Origin of the sequence: Pedobacter miscanthi (genome assembly GCF_003315595.1) — a bacterium.
GTDB classification, from domain to species: Bacteria; Bacteroidota; Bacteroidia; order Sphingobacteriales; family Sphingobacteriaceae; genus Pedobacter; species Pedobacter miscanthi.
Genome location: NZ_QNQU01000006.1, coordinates 96,004 through 114,199 on the forward strand (window position 1 = coordinate 96,004; position 18,196 = coordinate 114,199).

Here is an 18,196-nt window from a genome sequence, read left to right on the forward strand (position 1 = left end):
AAAAACTAAATAATTAGTAGTTTTAGTAACTATTATTTAACATTACCGGCATTACCAACATTAAAACATCTTCATTTTCATCATTGGTTTGCGGAATTAAAAGCCCTGCCCTGTTAGGTGTAGAAAGCTCTAAAGTAACTTCATCACCACTCAAATTACTGAGCATTTCGATTAAAAAACGGGCGTTAAAGCCTATTTCGAGGTCTTCACCATCATATTGACAGCTTAAACGCTCATGTGCTTCATTGGCGAAATCCAAATCCTCTGAAGAGATATTCAATTCGCTTCCACTGATTTTTAACCTTACCTGGTGTGTGGTTTTATTGGCAAAAATTACAACCCTGCGAAGTGTATTTAAAAACAGACCCCTGTCTATAATTAACTTGTTTGGATTATTAGTTGGAATTACTGCCTCATAATCTGGATAGCGTTCGTCTATTAAACGACATACCAGATTGATATTTTCGAACTTAAAAAAAGCACTTGTTGCATTATAATCTACCGATACATTGATATCTGTAGAAGGCAATGCCGCTTTTAAAAGTGTTAAAGCTTTTTTAGGAAGAATAAATGAGGTTGCCTTATCTGCCTTGCTATCCATACGGCGGTATCTTACCAATTTGTGTGCATCGGTTGCCACAAAAGTGATATGCTGAGGGGATAACTGACAGAATACACCTGTCATCGCCGGACGAAGTTCATCGTTACTTACTGCAAAAATGGTTTTGGTTATGGCTTCAGTTAAAACCGATGCTGGTAGATTTACCGAAGAAGCGTTTTCTACAACCGGAATTTTCGGAAAATCGTCGCCGTTTTCGCCGCTTAATTTATATTTACCGTCACCTGCACTAATCTCTATGGCAAATGTGCTGTCATCAATATTAAAAGCAATAGGCTGATCTGGTAAGGTTTTTAAGGTATCTAATAAAATTTTTGATGGAACCGCCACTTTACCTTCTTCCTTTGATTCTACAGGCAGAGCAGTTGTCATGCTGGTTTGCAGATCGGTAGCAGAGATAGTTAAGTTTCCATCTTTAATTTCGAAGAGAAAATTTTCTAGTATAGGTAAAACCGTGCTGCTGCTCGAGGCACCATTTACAGTTTGTAAGTGTTTTAACAGAGTTGATGTGGATACAATAAATCTCATGATATCATTTAGTCTTCTTCAAAAATATAAAAATTATTTAGCGTACTTGTATTTACGGTAATAATGTTGAAAAATTGCAAAGAATATTAACAATAGCAAGGGTGCCACTACATTTATAAATTGCCATTTGGTTTTTTCGAGCTTAATTTTGGCTTTATCCAGCAATCTGATCTTAACTTCTTTATTCCGCAGCGAAATCAGGTTATCTTCGTCGGTAAAATAATCGACAATATTTAACAATAATGCCTTATTACCAAATGTACGCTGCGAATAACGGTCGAAACCCAACGGAAAAGGCGTGCCGCTCTGTTCAGACACCTGGTTTTTAAAAATATCGCCATCACCTATTACGATCATTTTAGCCTGCTTGCCGCTGTTTTGTAAAGTATAGGGCTGTGTAATGCCTGCAGGTAAAGGGCGACCAGCAAAAACAGAGGGGAAGCTCCCTTCTAACAGTGCACCTACGTTTTGCGGTTTACTTTGAAAAGCCCCTGGATCCAGCCGCTCGCTGATCATTTGCAAACTGAACAGTTTTGGCGCTTCAAAAACCTTGTTGTATGCTGATGTAGTTAAAATATACGATTTTTTTACGCCTTTGGCCCCAATAGTATCAACCGTGGCGGGAAATTCAGATTTAATACCATCCAGTTTCTTCACAACATCCTGTGCAGTATCGGGCAGTAAAATTGGATAATAAATCCAAGGTACCAGCTGCATCTGTTCCTGACCTCCTACTGTACCGGTAGAAACTGGGATTTCGGCACTGTTTGCAGGGTCGGCAATAATGTTATAATTAATCCTCGCCCCATACATAAAAAGCATATCATCCAGGTTGAGGTTATTATTAATAGCCATTTGCCCATTGCGGTTCCTCAGGCTATCCAGTTCTGCCCTTACCTGATCAATACTCCACAGTACGCGTCCACCCTTCATTACAAAATAATTGATCTTGTATTTTTCGGTTTCAGTAAATGGTTTTGTAGGCTTGGCAATTACCATCATGCTCAGTTTGTCAAGTCCGGCTTTATCAATGGTATTTAAATCAATGCGGCCAACGAGGTAACTGTTGGATAATGAATGGATGCCATCTGCCAATTGAAGATCCGTTAATTCGCCATTCGATTCGGTAAAACCAATGCGCGGATTGGTACCTGTAATCACTTTTTTTAAACTGGAGGTAAAAATATACTCCAGGTTTTCGATAGAGCGGTTAATGTTATCCTCATAGCTGCCCCGGGTATCTAAATTCTGAAAAAGTTTTAACGGCAACTGTTTTCCATCGCTCTCAATCATCGCCATCGGGAAAACAAATTTCTGGGTAAGGCCTTCTTCTGTTTTAACACTTAAATTGGTGGCTTCAATGCCCTTTTCGTATAAATTATTGATTACTGTATCCTGCTCTGCCTGATTTAATCCATTCAGAGGATCAACAAAAACAATTTTTATTTCGCTTTTCGAATAGGCTTTATAATCCGCTAAAATATCACTAACCGCAGCCTGCAGGCGTTTAAAAGCAGGCGGAAGTTCTCCTGATAAAAACACTGTAATGATTACCGGTTTTTCATTTTTTTGCAGTAAAACTTTTGTTTTTTCGCTCAGTGTAAAACGTTTGTCGGCAGTAAAATCGAAACGGTGAAAAACATAAGTGCCAAATACGTTCAAAACTATCAGTATGGCAATTGCAGCAATAAAATTGATCCATTTATTTTTCAGCTTCATTATCGTTTCCCTCCTATGATTAATTTAGTAAACAATAAAAACAAAGCAGAAAAAGTGATAAAATAAAGCAAATCCCTGGTATCTAAAACACCGCGACTGATGGATGTATAATGCTGGTTGATCCCTAAATTGGTGATGGTGGTTTCTACCGACTGAAAAGCAGCTATCTGGCTGGTATAATCGAAACCCAGAAAAGAAAACGCGCATAAAGCGGCACAGATTACAAAGGCAATAACCTGGTTTTTGGTTAAGGCTGATGAAAAGATACCGATAGCAGCAAAAGCTGCCCCTAGCAAAAACAGACCGATATAAGACCCGATAACGGAGCCCGTATCAATATTTCCTTGAGGAAAACCTAATTTTGATATGCTGTAATAATAAACCACCGTTGGGATTAAGGCAAACAATACCAGTACCAAACTGGCGAAATATTTTGCTACGATAATCTGCCATATACGGATAGGACGGGTAATTAAAAGTTCGTAGGTACCCTCTCTCCTTTCTTCTGCAAAAGACCGCATGGTAATGGCCGGAATCAGGAACATGAAAAGATAAGGCACCAGACTGAAAAAACCGCTTAGCTCGGCATAACCATAATCGAGTACCGAAGTATCGGGGAAAAACCAGAGTAAGAGGCCCGAAACCAATAGAAAAATACCAATAGTGATATAAGCCACCATCGAACTTAAAAAACTGAATAACTCGCGTTTAAAAACTGCGTACATGTGCTATCAAAACGCCGAAGTTAACCATTTATTCCTGCAAATTAAAAGGTCGTTAAAGTAAATTGACAGCGATAAAATTACCAGCTGGTTTAATTAAAAAATAAACGGGCAGTTTCTAAAAAGTAAAACCCAATCCTACGGAATATACCAGGTTTTTAGCGTTTAAATAAACATCCCTTGAATTGGAAATTTTTGATGCACTTGCACTAACGCCCCCCTGTATGTTTAATTTATTGCTAAACTGAAATCCCACTAAGGCATTTCCACCAAAATCAAACCGTTTAAAATCTTTATCCGGTCCGAACTTAATATTTTGTTTATCTGGTTTTACCACATCATCATTAATTACATATTGATATTTCGCCGTTCCGGATAATGCAATACCAAGATATGGACCCACACCGAAGAATATTTTCTGTTTTCCAACCGGAATATAAGCAACCGCATTGGCAGGGATTTCAAAATATAGGAGGTTAATTTTTCCGGACGCAGTATTATTACTAAAGTAGGATGCTTCGGTTCCTTTGCCAACAATAGAAAAGCCCGGTTGAAACGCGATATTTTTTCCGAGGGGAATATCTACTGTAGCGCCGATGTAAAAAGAGGTATTAACGCTACTTTCCCTAATAGCCCCACCATCAAAAGCTATTGCATCTTTACTGGCGGTAATTTTTGGGAATGTAACACCTGCTTTTACCGAAATCTGTAATGGTTTTTCCTGTGCCGATACCACTAAACCTAATGCTAAAGTAAACAAGCATAAAAATATTTTCTTCATAAGATATGGATTAATGAAAGGTTGTTTTTATACAAAAAAGCCCCGGAATAATTCGGGGCTTCATTTTTATATCCGGTTTAGAAAGAAAAGCCTACGCCAACCGTAAAAACCTTGTTTTTAAAAGTAACTTCGTCCGAAATATCAGCATCTGCAATACTGCTTAACCCTAAGCCATAACCTGCATGGATATTAAAGCCGTTATTTAGTTGATAACCAGTCAAAAAGTTTAAACCAAATTCGGTGCGTTTAAATTCAGAATCATTTTCACCGAATTTAATATCTTCTTTCATCGATCCGTATTTGCCATTTGCACTTAATGCGTATGCAAAGTATGGTCCGGCACCAACAAATATTTTACCCGCACCATTCAATTTAAAATTGGCCAATACATTTACAGGTAATTCGAGGTAATTAAAGTTTAAGGTAACTTTCTCTGTGCTTCCAAAATCGCTATCTTCAAAAGCAAAGCTGTTGCTACTAAATTTTGTTCCTTTGCTGATAAAGGTTAAGCCTGGTTGGATTGATATGACATCCGATACCGCAAATTCTACTGTACCGCCAACATAAAATGAGGTTTTGGTATCAAAACTTACCGAAGTGCTCCCTGAAGAGATGGTCATGTTTGGAAAGGCGACACCTGCTTTTAAGCCAAAAGTTACAGGTTTTTCTGTTTGAGCTGAAGCTGCAAAACCTAAGCCAGCAACTGTTAATAAAGATAATACTAATCTTTTCATGTTTTTGAGAGTTGTTATAAGATTGTTTTTAGTTTCCGTGCTTCGCCTGTTTTAGCGAAAACGTTACAATGATAAAAAAACTAATTTGATAGTTAAAAATATTAAACAATTTATTGATTTTAACTAAAAGATATTAAATGGCTTGCACCAAAAAGCCCGAAATATAATCGGACTTCCTTTTAACCTCGTTTAGAAAGCAAAACCTACGCCAACCGATAATACACGGTTTGTTACCTTTGATGCATTTTTATCTGCGTAGTCGAGATTACTTAAACCTAATCCATAACCGGCGTGAATATTAAAGCCATTGCTTAATTGATAGCCAGCTAGGAAATTAACACCGAAATCACCTCTTTTCATCGTACCGTCTTTTCCGAATTTAATGTCCTCGTTTACCGATTCGGTCATCGTACTACCACCACCGCTTAATGAAGCTGTCGATTTGTTTTTTCCGCTGATGGCAACAGCATAATAAGGACCTGCGCCGATAAAGATTTTGCCACTACCTAAATCAAAATTAAAAACTGCATTTACTGGAAGTTCGATATACATTGTGCTAATCTTCGAATTGGCAGTAACCGTATAACTGTTCCCTATTTCGGCATTAAAATAAGAAAAATCTGTTTTTCCACCTTTACCAATTAAAGATAAACCGGGCTGAACCGAGAATATATCCGAAACAGCAATATCCACTGTTCCACCTACATAAAACGAGGTACTTATTTTTTGTTCATAACCCTTATTTTCGGTACCCGATACACCAAAAGTTGGAAATGTAACACCGGCCTTTACGCCAATTTTAATGTTATTTGTTTGAGCTGAAGCTGCAAAGCCTAAACCAGCAACTGTTAATAAAGATAATACTAATCTTTTCATGATCTTGAGCGTTGTTATAAGAATTGTTTTTTAGTTTCCGTGCTTTCGCCTGTTTTAGCGAAAACGTTACAATGATAAAAAAACTAATTTGATAGTTAAAAAATATTAAACAATTTATTGATTTTAACTAAAAGATATTAAACGGCTTACACAAAAAAAGCCCCCAATTTCTCGGAGGCTTTTAAATAATTTATTGTCGTTCTTACTACAAACCGAATGCAAATGCAGCACGGATACCAACAAATGATAATGTTGTGCTATTTTTTGACCATCCTTCATAACGTACACCTAAATCGATACTAGATTTATCTGATACAGAAAAAGAAGCACCTACAGTAGGCGCAAATGAAAATGCTGTACCCGCATTGTTTTCAGTAAAAATTGCAGCACCTAATTCACCAGCACCATAAAAATTACCACCAAAATAATATTTGGCACCAGCTTTTAAAGGAATAACGCCTGCATTTGTTGCTCCAAGGTCTTTTAAATATTTTTCAGGAGATACAGAGATATACCCAGCTGATACAGTTAAATTTAATGATTTTGCTACATTAAATTCTCCCATAGCAGAACCACCGTAACCTAAACTAAGTCCATTGGTGTTATCTCCAACAGGTAATAAGAAATCCGGGCCTACACTAATTTTGTTTACCGCACCTTCTGTTTGAGCTGAAGCTGCATAACCCAAGCCTGCAACCATTAATAAAGATAATAATACTTTTTTCATGTGTTTTTTAATTATTGTTCGTTAATTATTTCGTGGTTTTAGACAAGCATTATGCCAAAAACGTTACATATCAAAACAATAAAGCAAAACAAAATCCCCAACAATCTGATTTACTGAACATTACATCACAAATATTTTATTCCAAAACGTTGTATTAAGTTATAGATGGGAAATGGAATTGTAGATTTTTGACGAAAAAACGAAACAATTCTACAACAAAATTGTTTAGAGCCCCAAAACATAGGCAAACCTGATCCCTACAAAACCGTTGGTATTTGATTTATTTAAACCAACGGTACTGCTTTTGCCCGTCCATGCCTCGTAACGGATACCTAAATCCAGTTTATTGCCTCCTGCGAGTTTAAACTGATTGCCTATACCTGGCGACCAGGCAAATAAAGTTTTCTGATCTTTGTTTAAAGGCACTGCAGCCCCTAACTGCCCTTCAGCATAAAAACTTTCGCCCAACTGATATTTAAAACCTCCTTTTAAAGGGATATAAGATAAATCCTCAACATTGAATAACTGATTCTTCTTGCCAAAAAAGTTCATATATCCCGCATTTAAGGTTAATGTAAAATCTTCGGAAACGGGAAGATCGGCTTTTACTGATGCACCCAGTCCTATTCCAGACAGGTTGGAAAAATTACCTGAAGGCAAACCTATTTCTGCGCCAATACCGATATTGGCACTGCTTTGGGCTTTTAAAAGTACCGGACTTAAAAATAAAAAAGTAATGAGAGCAATCTTAAATTTTGGGTTAAGCATAATTACGCGGTAAGTTTCCTGAATATATCTTCTAATGATTGCTGTTGATGGGCTTTTTTAAGTCCTTCGAGCGAATCGTTTGCTACAATTCTGCCCTTGCTGATGATGATAATATCATCGCATATCGCTTCTACTTCCTGCATAATGTGTGTAGAAATCACCACAGTTTTAGCAACACCCAGAGTTTTGATCAGTGATCTGATATCAACCAGCTGGTTCGGATCGAGGCCTGATGTAGGCTCATCCAAAATTAAAACTTCGGGATTATGGATAATGGCCTGCGCCAATCCCACACGCTGGCGGTAGCCTTTGGATAACATACCGATTTTTTTATGCTGCTCAGGCGTTAACCCCACCATTTTGATCACCTCTTCTATCCTCGCGGTTAGGTTGCCGGTGTTATAGGTTTGTCCAACAAAATTTAAAAACTCCTTTACGTACATATCCGCATAAAGCGGTGTATTTTCTGGAAGATAACCGATATGCTTTTTGGCTTCCAAAGCTTCCGAGACAATATTTTTGCCTGAAATTTCGGCCATTCCGGATGTAGGCTCCAGATAACCCGTAAGCATACGCATGGTGGTTGATTTACCTGCTCCGTTCGGGCCCAGAAAACCAAGAATACGACCAGGTTTAGCCTCGAAACTAATGGCATCAACCGCTTTTTGCTTATCGTAATGTTTAGAAAGATTTTTAACTGAAATACTCATTTTATTTTTTTTGCCACAGATTTACACAGATGAACACAGATTTTTAGGCCAAAAATCCGTGGTTAATTAACACGCGTGGAACTTATTTTTTTATTGTACCTGAATTTATCCAGTTCTTCCGAAGCCTGCTGCAGATTATCGCCCGATAAAATATCGGCACCATTGTTAACGAGGTGGTAATATACCATTTTGGCTGGAGTAGCAACGGCACTTTTATCAATGTTGCCCATGGTACCCAAAATAGTGGTGATGCCTTTGCTATGCAAATATTGATAGAATTCTTTCTCAGGTGCAGCAACACCCACAAAAGCCACAAGACGGTTATCAGGAATGCCCAAACTGTTTAACCTTTTCAACTCAGCTTTCTTTTGCACAGAGGCCGAAATCATTAAATCGGGTGCCAATTGATGCACTTCTTTTGCCTGATCGGCCTTGTAGGTAATAATAATAGAATTGCTTTCTACCTTGTATTGCTTTACTTTTTCAATCACTTTGGCACAAGAAACACCTTTTTTTAAATCAATGGTCAACAATACTTTTCCTTTGCTCCAGCTTAGTACGCTATCCAAAGTAGGAATCTTGAATCTGGTCTCATTCCCGTCGTTATCTTTCAGGTTAAAGGCTTTTAACTCTTCATAAGTATAATTTCCAATTGGTCCTTTCCCTGTGGTAGTTCTATCAAGCTGGTCATCATGCATAATCACCATCACCGAATCTTTGCTGTAAGCAATATCAAATTCGATAACCACAGGATTGTAGGTAGTTGCATTATCAAAGGTTTCGATGCAGTTTTCAGGAAAACCGGGCATTGGTCCACCACGGTGCGCACTGATCAAAGGAAAACGGTTTTCGGGAGACCATTTCAGAAATTGGTACAATTCTGCTACGTTATTAAATTTGATATATTGATGGCTCTTTTCCTCTTGTTTGCACGAGCTAAACGCGGCAACAATAACCAGGAATAGTAAGTGGTGGAATTTCATGGATCAAAAGTAGGAAAAAATGGAAGATGGAAGAGGTAAAATGGAATTGTTGTTATATGGCTAACTTGTGAATTGTTTACTACATGCATTTTCCCTGCTCCTTTTGGCTCGCTCAAAAACCTTTTACCTTTTACCTCTTACCTTTTACCTTATTTATTATCTTTGCTGCATTATGGCTCAAAAGAATAACGACGAACAATTTAAAAATGTAATATCACACGCTAAAGAATACGGTTTTGTATTCCAGAGCAGCGAAATATATGATGGTCTGAGTGCTGTTTACGATTATGGCCAATTGGGGGCCGAGTTGAAAAACAACATTAAAACCTACTGGTGGAAAGCCATGGTACAGATGCACGAAAACATTGTAGGAATTGATTCTGCAATTTTTATGCACCCGAAGGTTTGGAAAGCCAGCGGACATGTGGATGGTTTTAACGACCCGATGATCGATAATAAAGATTCGAAAAAACGTTACCGTGCGGACCAGTTATTGGAAAATAAAATTGATGAATTATATTCGGAACTGGCCAATTTCAGTGCTGATAACAAAGCTAAGTTTGAAGAGTTCCAGCAGGAAATATTGGGTTTAAGCGACGAAGGTCAGGCTAGCTGGGTACCTACTTTTAAAGATGAAGCCACCATTTTAGATAATGCAAAATATCCATTTGTTGACGAAGCAAGCTGGAGATTTGTTAAAAAAGGTTTAACGCTTGAGGTAGAAATGAACCTGGCGCTAAAATCAGAAAACCTGGCTCAGCTAAAAGATTTAATCGTTGATTATAAAATAATCTGTCCGATTTCCAAAACTTCAAACTGGACGGATGTACGCCAGTTTAACCTGATGTTCAGCACTCAGTTTGGTGCAATGGCCGAGGGTAGCGATGAAGTTTATCTTCGTCCGGAAACGGCTCAGGGTATTTTTGTAAACTTTTTAAATGTTCAAAAATCGGGAAGGATGAAAATTCCTTTCGGTATTGCACAGATTGGTAAAGCTTTCAGAAATGAGGTAATTGCCCGTCAGTTTATTATGCGTATGCGCGAATTTGAGCAAATGGAAATGCAGTTTTTTGTACGCCCTGGCGAAGACAAAAAATGGTTCGAATACTGGAAAGAAGCTCGTTTAAAATGGCATAAAGCTTTAGGAACAGCTCCAGAAAAATACCGTTACCACGATCACGTTAAATTGGCGCACTATGCCAATGCAGCAACAGATATTGAATTCGAATTCCCATTTGGCTTTAAAGAAGTTGAAGGGATCCACAGCCGTACTGATTTCGATTTAACACAACATCAGGAATTTTCTGGCAAAAAAATGCAGTATTTCGATAACGATTTGAACGAAGAGGGTAAACCTTATGGCAATTATGTTCCTTATGTAATTGAAACTTCAATCGGTTTAGACCGCATGTTTTTGTTAACGATGATCAATGCTTTTGAAGAACAAGATTTAAGCACCGAAGATAAACAGGATAGCCGTACCTTATTGCGTTTGCATCCGGCCTTGGCGCCATATAAAGTAGCTATTTTCCCACTGACCAAAAAAGATGGTTTACCGGAAAAAGCACGTGAGATTATGGATGAACTGAAATTCGATTTCAACTGTATTTACGAGGAGAAAGATGCAATTGGTAAACGTTACCGCCGTCAGGATGCAGTAGGTACGCCATTCTGTATTACCATTGATCACCAGAGTTTAGAGGATAATACCGTTACCATCCGCCACCGCGACAGTATGGAACAGGAACGTGTGGCCATTGCCGATTTAACCAATATTATAGGTAAAGCTACCAGCTGGAAAGCATTGCTGGCGTAAAATTATAGATCCGTCATCTCGGACGGAGAGCAACCAGACCGAGAGATCTAACCCGAGATAGACCTCTCTCCCGAATATTCGGAACTGCGTTTCAGTCGAGACGATTTTATTAAGTCGCAGGTTTTACCCTGCGACTTTTTTGTACAATAAAAAATGAATTTAGCCGAACACTACAATAAACTTTATGATAATTCGATTACCAAAATAGCTAATGGTGATTACGAAACTGATCATTTAATTGATTCTGATACCGACCAACGTTTTGGGATTACTTTGGTGATCAGGCCGGATGCGATGACGAATAATAACATCCAGCAATTTTTAACCGAAGCTAAAGCAATTGAGCCCGATCAGTATTATTATCAAAATGCAGATATCCACATCACTTTAATGTCGATCATTTCCTGCTATGATGGTTTTGACTTAAAGAATATTAATGTTGAGGATTATGTAGCACTTATACAGCGGGTCTTAGCCAGATACAAAAGTTTCAATATCCGGTTTAAGGGTTTAACGGCATCCCCATCATGCATCCTGGTTCAGGGTTTTCTTACAGATAATTTAAATGAAATCAGGGACGACCTGCGAGCAGCCTTTAAAAATTCAGACCTGCAACAAAGTATTGATAAACGTTACGCCATACAAACGGCTCATTCAACAGTAATCCGTTTCCGGTCGGAACTTAAAAATAAAGAGGCTTTGATTGATCTGGTAGAAAAATACAGGGATTACGATTTTGGTACTTTTGAAGTGAAACAGATTGAACTGGTGTACAATGATTGGTACCAGCGGGAAAAACACGTTAAAAAGTTGTATAGGTTTTCTTTACCTTCGCAAACTAATTAACCCAAACAAACTAACGCTGTGAAATTACCGCTCAGATTATCTTTAATGGCATTGCTATGCCTCTTAATTATTTCATCCTGCAAAAAAGAAACACCTGTACCTGAAAAAGACATTTTTACGGTAAATATAGATGGTAATTTAGAGAATTTTACCTACAATTTTGTAGTTAACAGCAACTTTATGACCAGTTCGAGCGGCAAAATGATGCGAATAGTGGGCGATGGTCCTGTTAGCATGATTAACATAAACATTAACGATTATAATGGGGTTGGCGAATACTTTTTAAGTGATAATCGAAGACAAGTAGTTGGCGCTTATGGTAAAAAGGCCTTAGGTAGCCAAAAAGAAGAAAATTATGTCTTAATTGACGGAAGCGTAAAAATTCTCAGCGTAACTGAAGATAGAATTAAAGGAACTTTCTATTTTATTGCAACCGATTATGGCGGAGCCATAAAAAAAACAATAGACGGGATCTTTTATCTCCGGTTAACAAAATAATAAACGAGGCTCAAGTGTAGTTTCAATAAACAACGGGGCCCACGCCTCCTCTTCAACACGCAGTAATCCTTGGGTCACAAAAAGCCGGATGCCACCTACCTAATTTCATATTCATTTAAGCGAATGCTATATTTGTTTAGAGATCAAATACAATTGATATGAAAATCCCACAGAAGTTTTTTGCCCGCCGACACGAAATTGCAGCAGATTTTTTAAAGGAACTGGATAAACATCTGGATGATGTGGTATCGGGCCGCGCTACCGAAATGTTTGAGGTAAGGGATTTTGCAGAAATTATCCACGTGCACCCCACACATTTGAGTAATACCATTAAAGAAGCAACCGGACACTCGCCCTGCTACTTTTTTGAAGAGCGTTTAATGGAAATTTCTAAATCGATGTTGCAGAATGTAAGTATGCCCATTGCAGAAATTGCGAGGATATTAACATATGATCCATCCAACTTTACCAAGTTTTTTAAACACTTTGCAGGCCAAACACCAAAACAATACAGAGAGGCCTATTTTCAGTCGTTGGCAACAAATAAGGAAATTATCACCATATAAAACTTAAACTCTCACCATTTTTACTTAAGCTGTCACCATTTTTACAGCCGATTTCCATCTAATTTTGTTTAACAAATAAAAAGAAAATGGAAACACAAAATAAAATTGCCCTGGTAACCGGCGGTAGCCGCGGATTAGGAAAAAATGCTGCTTTAAAAATTGCAGCCAAAGGACTTGGTATTATCATCACCTATCAATCTAAAAAAGAAGAAGCAGAAGAAACCGTTAATGAAATTAAAAAACTTGGCGTAGCAGCTGCTGCGCTACAATTAAACGTTGGCGATTCTAAAACTTTTGATGCTTTTTTCAGTGAAGTTAAAGCCGTGTTAAAATCTGTTTTTAATACAGAAAAATTCGATTTTTTAGTAAATAATGCCGGAATTGGTATTCACGCCTCGTTCGCTAACACTACTGAAGAACAATTTGATACTTTGGTTAACATCCACTATAAAGGTGCTTACTTTTTAACGCAAAAAGCTTTGCCTTTATTAAACGATGGCAGCGGAATTATCAATGTTTCATCGGGCCTGGCACGTTTCGCTACACCAGGTTATGCGGCTTATGCATCGATGAAAGGCGCGATGGAAACCTTAACAAAATACCAGGCTAAAGAATTGGGTGCAAGGGGAATCAGATCGAACATTATTGCCCCGGGCGCTATAGAAACCGATTTTGGTGGTGGCGTAGTACGCGATAACGATCAGCTTAATGCAGGCATAGCTGCCAATACCGCTTTAGGCCGTGTAGGTTTACCTGATGATATTGGCGGTGTAGTAGCCTTTTTATGTACCGAAGATGCAAGGTGGATTACCGCACAGCGCATTGAAGCATCTGGTGGTATGTTTTTATAGATTTTTAGCATTTTTTTTACCACGAAGGCACTAAGACACAGAGGCTAAATATCTTTGTGGTTTTGTGCCTTGGTGGTTATTCTAATAGAAATATCAACAGTTTTTTGACCACGAAGGCACCAAGACACGAAGGCACCAAGACACGAAGGCAACTTTCTCTCTGGCTTCGTGCCTTGGTGGTTATTCTAATAGAAAAATCAACAGTTTTTTGACCACGAAGGCACCAAGACACGAAGGCACCAAGACACGAAGGCACCAAGACACGAAGGCAAATTTCTCTGTGGCTTCTTGCCTTGGTGGTCATTTTTTATCTTTCATCTATTCTGCGTCAAACGCTAACTACTCAGCGCCGAACAAAATCTCTAAGCAGAAAATAAACCGCATCAATTGGCGTTATCCATGAAAACCATCAGATGCATAAAATACTTCTACCTACCCTATTATTTTTTCTTTTTGCAAAACAGGTAAATGCCCAAAAGTGGACAGATGCCGAATTCCGCAGGGCAAATACCGCTGCAAATGCTTCCTATTTAACCAACGAAGAGAAAAATGTGGTGATGTATATGAACCTGATCCGCATTGATGGCGAAAAGTTTTATTACACATTTTTAGAAGATTACATCAATAACTACAATGCCAAAGTAAGGCAATATAGAAACTATAACGAACTGCGGATTACCCGGAATAACTCATATTATACCTCTTTATTGAAACATTTGCGCGGTGTAAAAAACCTGCAGGTATTCTACCCTGATGATAAACTCACTATGTTAAGTCGTGGTCATGCACAGGATTTAAACCGGAACAACCTCGACACGCACGAAAGCAGCAACGGCGATAAATTTTCGAAACGTTTATCCAAATACTTTCCAAACAGGGCCATGAGCGAAAATATCGATTTTGGCTATTCGAACAGCCTCGATATTGTTTGCCACCTATTATTGGATTGTGGTGTTCCTTCGCTTGGTCATCGGTTTAACTTATTAGATCAAAAATATAAGCTAAATACGGTTGGTGTGAGCATACAACCACATCCATCTTATAGCTGGTGTGCAGTGATCGATTTTGTGGCACAACCCGCCTATTATACCAATAATCAATAAAAGCTTAAATAATCTTATTCGGGCGTCAATAAAAATTAAATTGTAAATTGCGCCCCAAAATAACAGAACAGTTTTAAATAATGCGTAACGCCATTTTAGCCGTAATAGATTTTTTTCATCCTCCGTTTAAAAAATTTATTTCTTTACATAATTTCAGATATCTGGCAACTGGTGGCGGTACTTTATTACTCGGCATTTTAAGCTATTATTTCGCTTATTTTTTTATCTTTCAAACAGAAGAAGTAAACTTTGGGGTTATTGTGCTGCAAAGGGAAACGGCTTCGTTACTGGTAGATTATGCAGTGGCTATCCCAACCAGTTTTTTGCTTAATAAATATATCATATTTACCCACAGCGAATTAAAAGGCCGCGTACAGCTTTTCAGGTTTTTAAACCTGCAGTTCATTAATATTCTGGCCAATTATGTGTTATTGAAGTTCTTACTGGAACTTTTACGCGATTACCCCACTTTATCGATGCTGTCGCGGATTGTAGTTTCGGTTTTGATGGCACTTTTCAGTTATTTGTACCAGCATTACTTTACTTTCAGCGTGAAGAAAATCGGGAAAAAAGATTAATATCTTTTTGCCACGCCTAGCCGATAATTCAGGTGGGGATGCACTGATTAACACGGAATAGTAGTTGCACACCATGCCTATCCCATTTGCTTCATATAATTTATCGTTTTTTGGAAAGCAATTACGGTGCTAATTGGATTTTACAGCCCCGCTTTTCGCTTTATACCGATGAAGGATCGGTATGTCCGCTGCAATCGGGTTTAAGTGGCCACAGTGGTGCTACTATTTTTGTTTTTATAGCAAATTGCAAAGAAAAGGGTTTTTAGCCACGGAGACTCAGATTAACACGGAATAGCTTTGGCGCATGATGCCTAACCCAGGTTCATTAGCACAAACCTTTGTAAGTAAACGGGATGGAAGCGGCATCCCCGATTTTACATCGGGGATACAGCGAACAGCCCGACCGGAGCTTCACGATGGAAATACCACAGCACCTTTCCAAATCAATAATAGATTATCAACTTTATCTTTTTCACTCACCGAAACCTTTATTACCCTAACCTGTTAATTTATGCGGCTGCTTTCTTGTGAAGATAAAAACAACATCATAACTTAGCTGCCGACCAACTTATTTTCATAAAAACCATGAGCCATTTTAATGATTTTAATAATGCGCAGGTAGCTAAATTGCCCAATCATTTAATGCAATTTATTGTTGCCCAGAATTACGAAAAATATACGCCGATCGATCAGGCGGTTTGGCGTTATGTAATGCGCCAAAATTACAGTTACCTTAAAAATGTTGCTTATTATCCATATATAAAAGGTTTACAGCGTGCTGGTTTAAGTATTGAGCACATCCCCGATCTACAAACCATGAATGATAACCTGGGCAAAATTGGCTGGGGCGCAGTAACTGTTGATGGTTTTATTCCGCCTGCAGCTTTTATGGAATATCAGGCTTACCGCGTTCTGGTAATTGCGGCCGATATCCGCCAGATTAACCACATCGAATATACCCCGGCACCGGATATTATACACGAAAGTGCCGGCCACGCACCAATTATTGCCGATACCGATTACAATAACTACCTCAGTTATTTCGGATCAATCGGAGCAAAAGCCATGTTTTCGGCAAAGGATTTTGAACTCTACGAAGCCATCAGGAAACTTTCCATTTTGAAGGAAGCTGTAGATGCCGATGAATTTCAGATTGCCAAAGCAGAAAAAGAATTGCGATACATCAGCGAGAACATGGGCGAACCATCTGAAATGGCTTTACTTGGCCGTTTACACTGGTGGACAGTTGAATATGGCCTGATCGGCACTTTAGAGAATCCAAAAATTTACGGCGCCGGATTGCTTTCTTCCATCGGCGAAAGTGCAAGCTGCATGCAAGTAGATGTGGCGAAACTCTGGTATAATATTGATACCATCAATTATGCTTATGATATTACCAAACCGCAACCACAGCTTTTTGTTACCGAAACTTTCCAGAACCTGATTGATGTGCTGGAAGAATTTGCCGATACCATGGCCTTTAGAAAAGGCGGTTCGGAAAGCATTATGAAAGCCATTGCCTGTAAAAACGTAGCCACTGCAGTTTACAGTTCAGGTTTGCAGGTAAGCGGTATATTTACCGATATGGGCATTAACCCAAAAGATGAGGTTACCTTTATTAAAACCACAGGAGCATCGGCACTGGCTTTTAATGGAAAACAATTGGAGTCGCACGGAAAAGATTACCATGCAGATGGTTTTTCATCGCCGGTTGGCCGGTTAAAAGATGCAGAAAAAGCACTTAAAGATTACAATACAACAGATTTAGAGTCTGCCGGTATCATTTTAGGCGTTGAAACAGTGCTTTTATTTGAAAGCGGAATTAAAGTTGTTGGTACAGTTAAAGATATTCTCATCAGAGAAAATAAAGTTATTTTAATTGCCTTTAACGATTGTACGGTTACTGAAAGCAGTGGGAATATCCTTTTCAAACCCGAATGGGGCCCGTACGATATGGCAGTTGGCGAAAAAATTGTGTCGGTATTTAACGGTGCTGCAGATAAAGATGCATACGAGGAGATTACCCTGATCAGCGGGGAGAAAACGCATCAAATTACCTACGATGATAAAACCCTGAAATTGCATGCTTTATACAAAAAGGTTAGGGAAATTAGGGAAAGTGGCGAAAATCTTGAAGAACTTGACGGAATTTTCAAACAATTGAAAACAGATCACCGTCAGGATTGGCTTTGTGCTTTGGAAATCCTCGAAATCATCTACCATAAAAAAATTTATCACCAACTGGAAAAGGAGATCCAGGTTTATCTTGAAATTAAAGCCGGCAAAGAGTTAGATCATACAAAACTGATTAATGATGGTTTGCATGTGATTAAAAATCCGGTGAGCCAGTTGCTTGTTGAGGATTGATTTATCTTTAATTTTATTAACTTTACATTATGACAACCATCACAGTACAAGTAGATAACGAACAAAATGCAGTGCTTCTTGAAAAGATGCTCAAGGCATTATCTTTTGTAGGAGATGTTGATATCAAAACCCATCAGCCAAATATGGTTGAGGAACAAAGGGGATCTTATCAGAAATTAAAAAAAGCAATTGATAATATAGAAGGAAATTTAATGTTCAACGATATTAAGGATCCATCTAAATGGCAAAGTGATTTAAGAGATGAATGGGAAATCAATTAACTAATTTGAATATGATAATTGAAATTAAGCAACCTGTTACTAAAGAAAAAGTTCTTGAAGCAATCCAGAAGGCCTCTTCAGGAGTTGTTAAAAAATCCTTACGTAAACATTTTGGAAAACTAC

General features: G+C 38.3%; 21 protein-coding genes. 11 read left to right on the forward strand and 10 right to left on the reverse strand.

All coding sequences use genetic code 11. The features are described from left to right. Window positions 1-22 precede the first annotated feature (22 nt). The 10 genes from dnaN to DRW42_RS08625 form a co-directional block, all read right to left on the reverse strand. Window positions 23-1,147 carry a DNA polymerase III subunit beta gene (gene dnaN, locus DRW42_RS08580; RefSeq protein ID WP_113948421.1) on the reverse strand — a complete coding sequence of 375 codons (1,125 nt, stop codon included), beginning with the start codon at window positions 1,145-1,147 and terminating at the stop codon, window positions 23-25. A 33-nt stretch (window positions 1,148-1,180) separates the two neighbouring features. After that, on the reverse strand, window positions 1,181-2,866 hold the full coding sequence (gene gldG / locus DRW42_RS08585) for a gliding motility-associated ABC transporter substrate-binding protein GldG (protein ID WP_113948422.1): 1,686 nt from the start codon (window positions 2,864-2,866) through the stop codon (window positions 1,181-1,183). Further along, window positions 2,866-3,591, reverse strand: a complete 726-nt coding sequence (gene gldF / locus DRW42_RS08590; protein WP_113948423.1) for a gliding motility-associated ABC transporter permease subunit GldF — start codon at window positions 3,589-3,591, stop codon at window positions 2,866-2,868. The genes gldG and gldF overlap by 1 nt, the downstream gene beginning before the upstream one ends. Before the next feature lie 115 nt (window positions 3,592-3,706). Continuing rightward, window positions 3,707-4,369 carry a porin family protein gene (locus DRW42_RS08595; RefSeq protein WP_113948424.1) on the reverse strand — a complete coding sequence of 221 codons (663 nt, stop codon included), beginning with the start codon at window positions 4,367-4,369 and terminating at the stop codon, window positions 3,707-3,709. A 77-nt stretch (window positions 4,370-4,446) separates the two neighbouring features. Continuing rightward, window positions 4,447-5,103 (reverse strand): porin family protein, encoded by a 657-nt coding sequence (locus tag DRW42_RS08600; protein WP_113948425.1) that lies wholly within the window; start codon window positions 5,101-5,103, stop codon window positions 4,447-4,449. Between the two features lie 189 nt (window positions 5,104-5,292). Next, on the reverse strand, window positions 5,293-5,979 hold the full coding sequence (locus DRW42_RS08605) for a porin family protein (RefSeq protein WP_113948426.1): 687 nt from the start codon (window positions 5,977-5,979) through the stop codon (window positions 5,293-5,295). A 205-nt stretch (window positions 5,980-6,184) separates the two neighbouring features. Further along, window positions 6,185-6,706: an acyloxyacyl hydrolase gene (locus tag DRW42_RS08610; RefSeq protein WP_113948427.1), complete on the reverse strand. Its 522-nt coding sequence runs from the start codon at window positions 6,704-6,706 to the stop codon at window positions 6,185-6,187. Between the two features lie 225 nt (window positions 6,707-6,931). Further along, window positions 6,932-7,474, reverse strand: coding sequence for a hypothetical protein (locus tag DRW42_RS08615; protein ID WP_113948428.1), 543 nt, complete (start codon window positions 7,472-7,474; stop codon window positions 6,932-6,934). A 2-nt stretch (window positions 7,475-7,476) separates the two neighbouring features. Continuing rightward, on the reverse strand, window positions 7,477-8,184 hold the full coding sequence (locus DRW42_RS08620) for an ATP-binding cassette domain-containing protein (protein WP_113948429.1): 708 nt from the start codon (window positions 8,182-8,184) through the stop codon (window positions 7,477-7,479). A 62-nt stretch (window positions 8,185-8,246) separates the two neighbouring features. Then, on the reverse strand, window positions 8,247-9,167 hold the full coding sequence (locus DRW42_RS08625; protein ID WP_113948430.1) for a glycerophosphodiester phosphodiesterase family protein: 921 nt from the start codon (window positions 9,165-9,167) through the stop codon (window positions 8,247-8,249). A gap of 172 nt (window positions 9,168-9,339) precedes the next feature. Here DRW42_RS08625 and DRW42_RS08630 point away from each other — a divergent pair, with 172 nt between their 5' ends. From DRW42_RS08630 to DRW42_RS08675, 11 genes are all read left to right on the forward strand, one after another. After that, window positions 9,340-10,983, forward strand: coding sequence for a glycine--tRNA ligase (locus DRW42_RS08630; RefSeq protein ID WP_113948431.1), 1,644 nt, complete (start codon window positions 9,340-9,342; stop codon window positions 10,981-10,983). Between the two features lie 153 nt (window positions 10,984-11,136). Continuing rightward, window positions 11,137-11,829 carry a 2'-5' RNA ligase family protein gene (locus DRW42_RS08635; protein ID WP_113948432.1) on the forward strand — a complete coding sequence of 231 codons (693 nt, stop codon included), beginning with the start codon at window positions 11,137-11,139 and terminating at the stop codon, window positions 11,827-11,829. 18 nt (window positions 11,830-11,847) lie between these two features. Continuing rightward, on the forward strand, window positions 11,848-12,327 hold the full coding sequence (locus DRW42_RS08640) for a hypothetical protein (protein WP_113948433.1): 480 nt from the start codon (window positions 11,848-11,850) through the stop codon (window positions 12,325-12,327). A gap of 158 nt (window positions 12,328-12,485) precedes the next feature. After that, the gene (locus DRW42_RS08645; RefSeq protein WP_113948434.1) at window positions 12,486-12,893 is read left to right on the forward strand and encodes a helix-turn-helix domain-containing protein; all 408 of its coding nucleotides are present in this window, start codon (window positions 12,486-12,488) and stop codon (window positions 12,891-12,893) included. 86 nt (window positions 12,894-12,979) lie between these two features. After that, window positions 12,980-13,744, forward strand: a complete 765-nt coding sequence (locus DRW42_RS08650; RefSeq protein ID WP_113948435.1) for an SDR family NAD(P)-dependent oxidoreductase — start codon at window positions 12,980-12,982, stop codon at window positions 13,742-13,744. A 413-nt stretch (window positions 13,745-14,157) separates the two neighbouring features. Next, the gene (locus DRW42_RS08655) at window positions 14,158-14,847 is read left to right on the forward strand and encodes a CAP domain-containing protein (protein ID WP_113948436.1); all 690 of its coding nucleotides are present in this window, start codon (window positions 14,158-14,160) and stop codon (window positions 14,845-14,847) included. Window positions 14,848-14,927: 80 nt separating this feature from the next. Continuing rightward, window positions 14,928-15,425 carry a GtrA family protein gene (locus DRW42_RS08660; RefSeq protein WP_113948437.1) on the forward strand — a complete coding sequence of 166 codons (498 nt, stop codon included), beginning with the start codon at window positions 14,928-14,930 and terminating at the stop codon, window positions 15,423-15,425. 110 nt (window positions 15,426-15,535) lie between these two features. Next, window positions 15,536-15,691 carry a hypothetical protein gene (locus tag DRW42_RS28725; protein WP_158544303.1) on the forward strand — a complete coding sequence of 52 codons (156 nt, stop codon included), beginning with the start codon at window positions 15,536-15,538 and terminating at the stop codon, window positions 15,689-15,691. Window positions 15,692-15,729: 38 nt separating this feature from the next. Then, complete coding sequence (locus tag DRW42_RS08665) at window positions 15,730-15,933, forward strand: hypothetical protein (RefSeq protein ID WP_113948438.1); 204 nt, start codon at window positions 15,730-15,732, stop codon at window positions 15,931-15,933. A gap of 77 nt (window positions 15,934-16,010) precedes the next feature. Further along, on the forward strand, window positions 16,011-17,792 hold the full coding sequence (locus DRW42_RS08670; protein WP_113948439.1) for an aromatic amino acid hydroxylase: 1,782 nt from the start codon (window positions 16,011-16,013) through the stop codon (window positions 17,790-17,792). 29 nt (window positions 17,793-17,821) lie between these two features. Then, a complete protein-coding gene (locus tag DRW42_RS08675; RefSeq protein ID WP_113948440.1) occupies window positions 17,822-18,073 on the forward strand; it encodes a hypothetical protein in 252 nt (83 codons plus the stop codon). Window positions 18,074-18,196 lie beyond the last annotated feature (123 nt).

What these genes read in the sequence shown, in the direction of transcription:
- gldG (WP_113948422.1), bottom strand. Translation starts at nt 2,866, where the DNA reads ATGAAGCTGAAAAATAAATGGATCAATTTTATTGCTGCAATTGCCATA.
- DRW42_RS08665 (WP_113948438.1), top strand. Translation starts at nt 15,730, where the DNA reads ATGATGCCTAACCCAGGTTCATTAGCACAAACCTTTGTAAGTAAACGG.
- DRW42_RS08595 (WP_113948424.1), bottom strand. Translation starts at nt 4,369, where the DNA reads ATGAAGAAAATATTTTTATGCTTGTTTACTTTAGCATTAGGTTTAGTG.
- DRW42_RS08660 (WP_113948437.1), top strand. Translation starts at nt 14,928, where the DNA reads ATGCGTAACGCCATTTTAGCCGTAATAGATTTTTTTCATCCTCCGTTT.
- DRW42_RS08675 (WP_113948440.1), top strand. Translation starts at nt 17,822, where the DNA reads ATGACAACCATCACAGTACAAGTAGATAACGAACAAAATGCAGTGCTT.
- DRW42_RS08670 (WP_113948439.1), top strand. Translation starts at nt 16,011, where the DNA reads ATGAGCCATTTTAATGATTTTAATAATGCGCAGGTAGCTAAATTGCCC.
- DRW42_RS08625 (WP_113948430.1), bottom strand. Translation starts at nt 9,167, where the DNA reads ATGAAATTCCACCACTTACTATTCCTGGTTATTGTTGCCGCGTTTAGC.
- dnaN (WP_113948421.1), bottom strand. Translation starts at nt 1,147, where the DNA reads ATGAGATTTATTGTATCCACATCAACTCTGTTAAAACACTTACAAACT.
- DRW42_RS08645 (WP_113948434.1), top strand. Translation starts at nt 12,486, where the DNA reads ATGAAAATCCCACAGAAGTTTTTTGCCCGCCGACACGAAATTGCAGCA.
- DRW42_RS08620 (WP_113948429.1), bottom strand. Translation starts at nt 8,184, where the DNA reads ATGAGTATTTCAGTTAAAAATCTTTCTAAACATTACGATAAGCAAAAA.
- DRW42_RS08635 (WP_113948432.1), top strand. Translation starts at nt 11,137, where the DNA reads ATGAATTTAGCCGAACACTACAATAAACTTTATGATAATTCGATTACC.
- DRW42_RS08655 (WP_113948436.1), top strand. Translation starts at nt 14,158, where the DNA reads ATGCATAAAATACTTCTACCTACCCTATTATTTTTTCTTTTTGCAAAA.
- DRW42_RS08650 (WP_113948435.1), top strand. Translation starts at nt 12,980, where the DNA reads ATGGAAACACAAAATAAAATTGCCCTGGTAACCGGCGGTAGCCGCGGA.
- gldF (WP_113948423.1), bottom strand. Translation starts at nt 3,591, where the DNA reads ATGTACGCAGTTTTTAAACGCGAGTTATTCAGTTTTTTAAGTTCGATG.
- DRW42_RS08610 (WP_113948427.1), bottom strand. Translation starts at nt 6,706, where the DNA reads ATGAAAAAAGTATTATTATCTTTATTAATGGTTGCAGGCTTGGGTTAT.
- DRW42_RS08605 (WP_113948426.1), bottom strand. Translation starts at nt 5,979, where the DNA reads ATGAAAAGATTAGTATTATCTTTATTAACAGTTGCTGGTTTAGGCTTT.
- DRW42_RS08630 (WP_113948431.1), top strand. Translation starts at nt 9,340, where the DNA reads ATGGCTCAAAAGAATAACGACGAACAATTTAAAAATGTAATATCACAC.
- DRW42_RS08615 (WP_113948428.1), bottom strand. Translation starts at nt 7,474, where the DNA reads ATGCTTAACCCAAAATTTAAGATTGCTCTCATTACTTTTTTATTTTTA.
- DRW42_RS08600 (WP_113948425.1), bottom strand. Translation starts at nt 5,103, where the DNA reads ATGAAAAGATTAGTATTATCTTTATTAACAGTTGCTGGCTTAGGTTTT.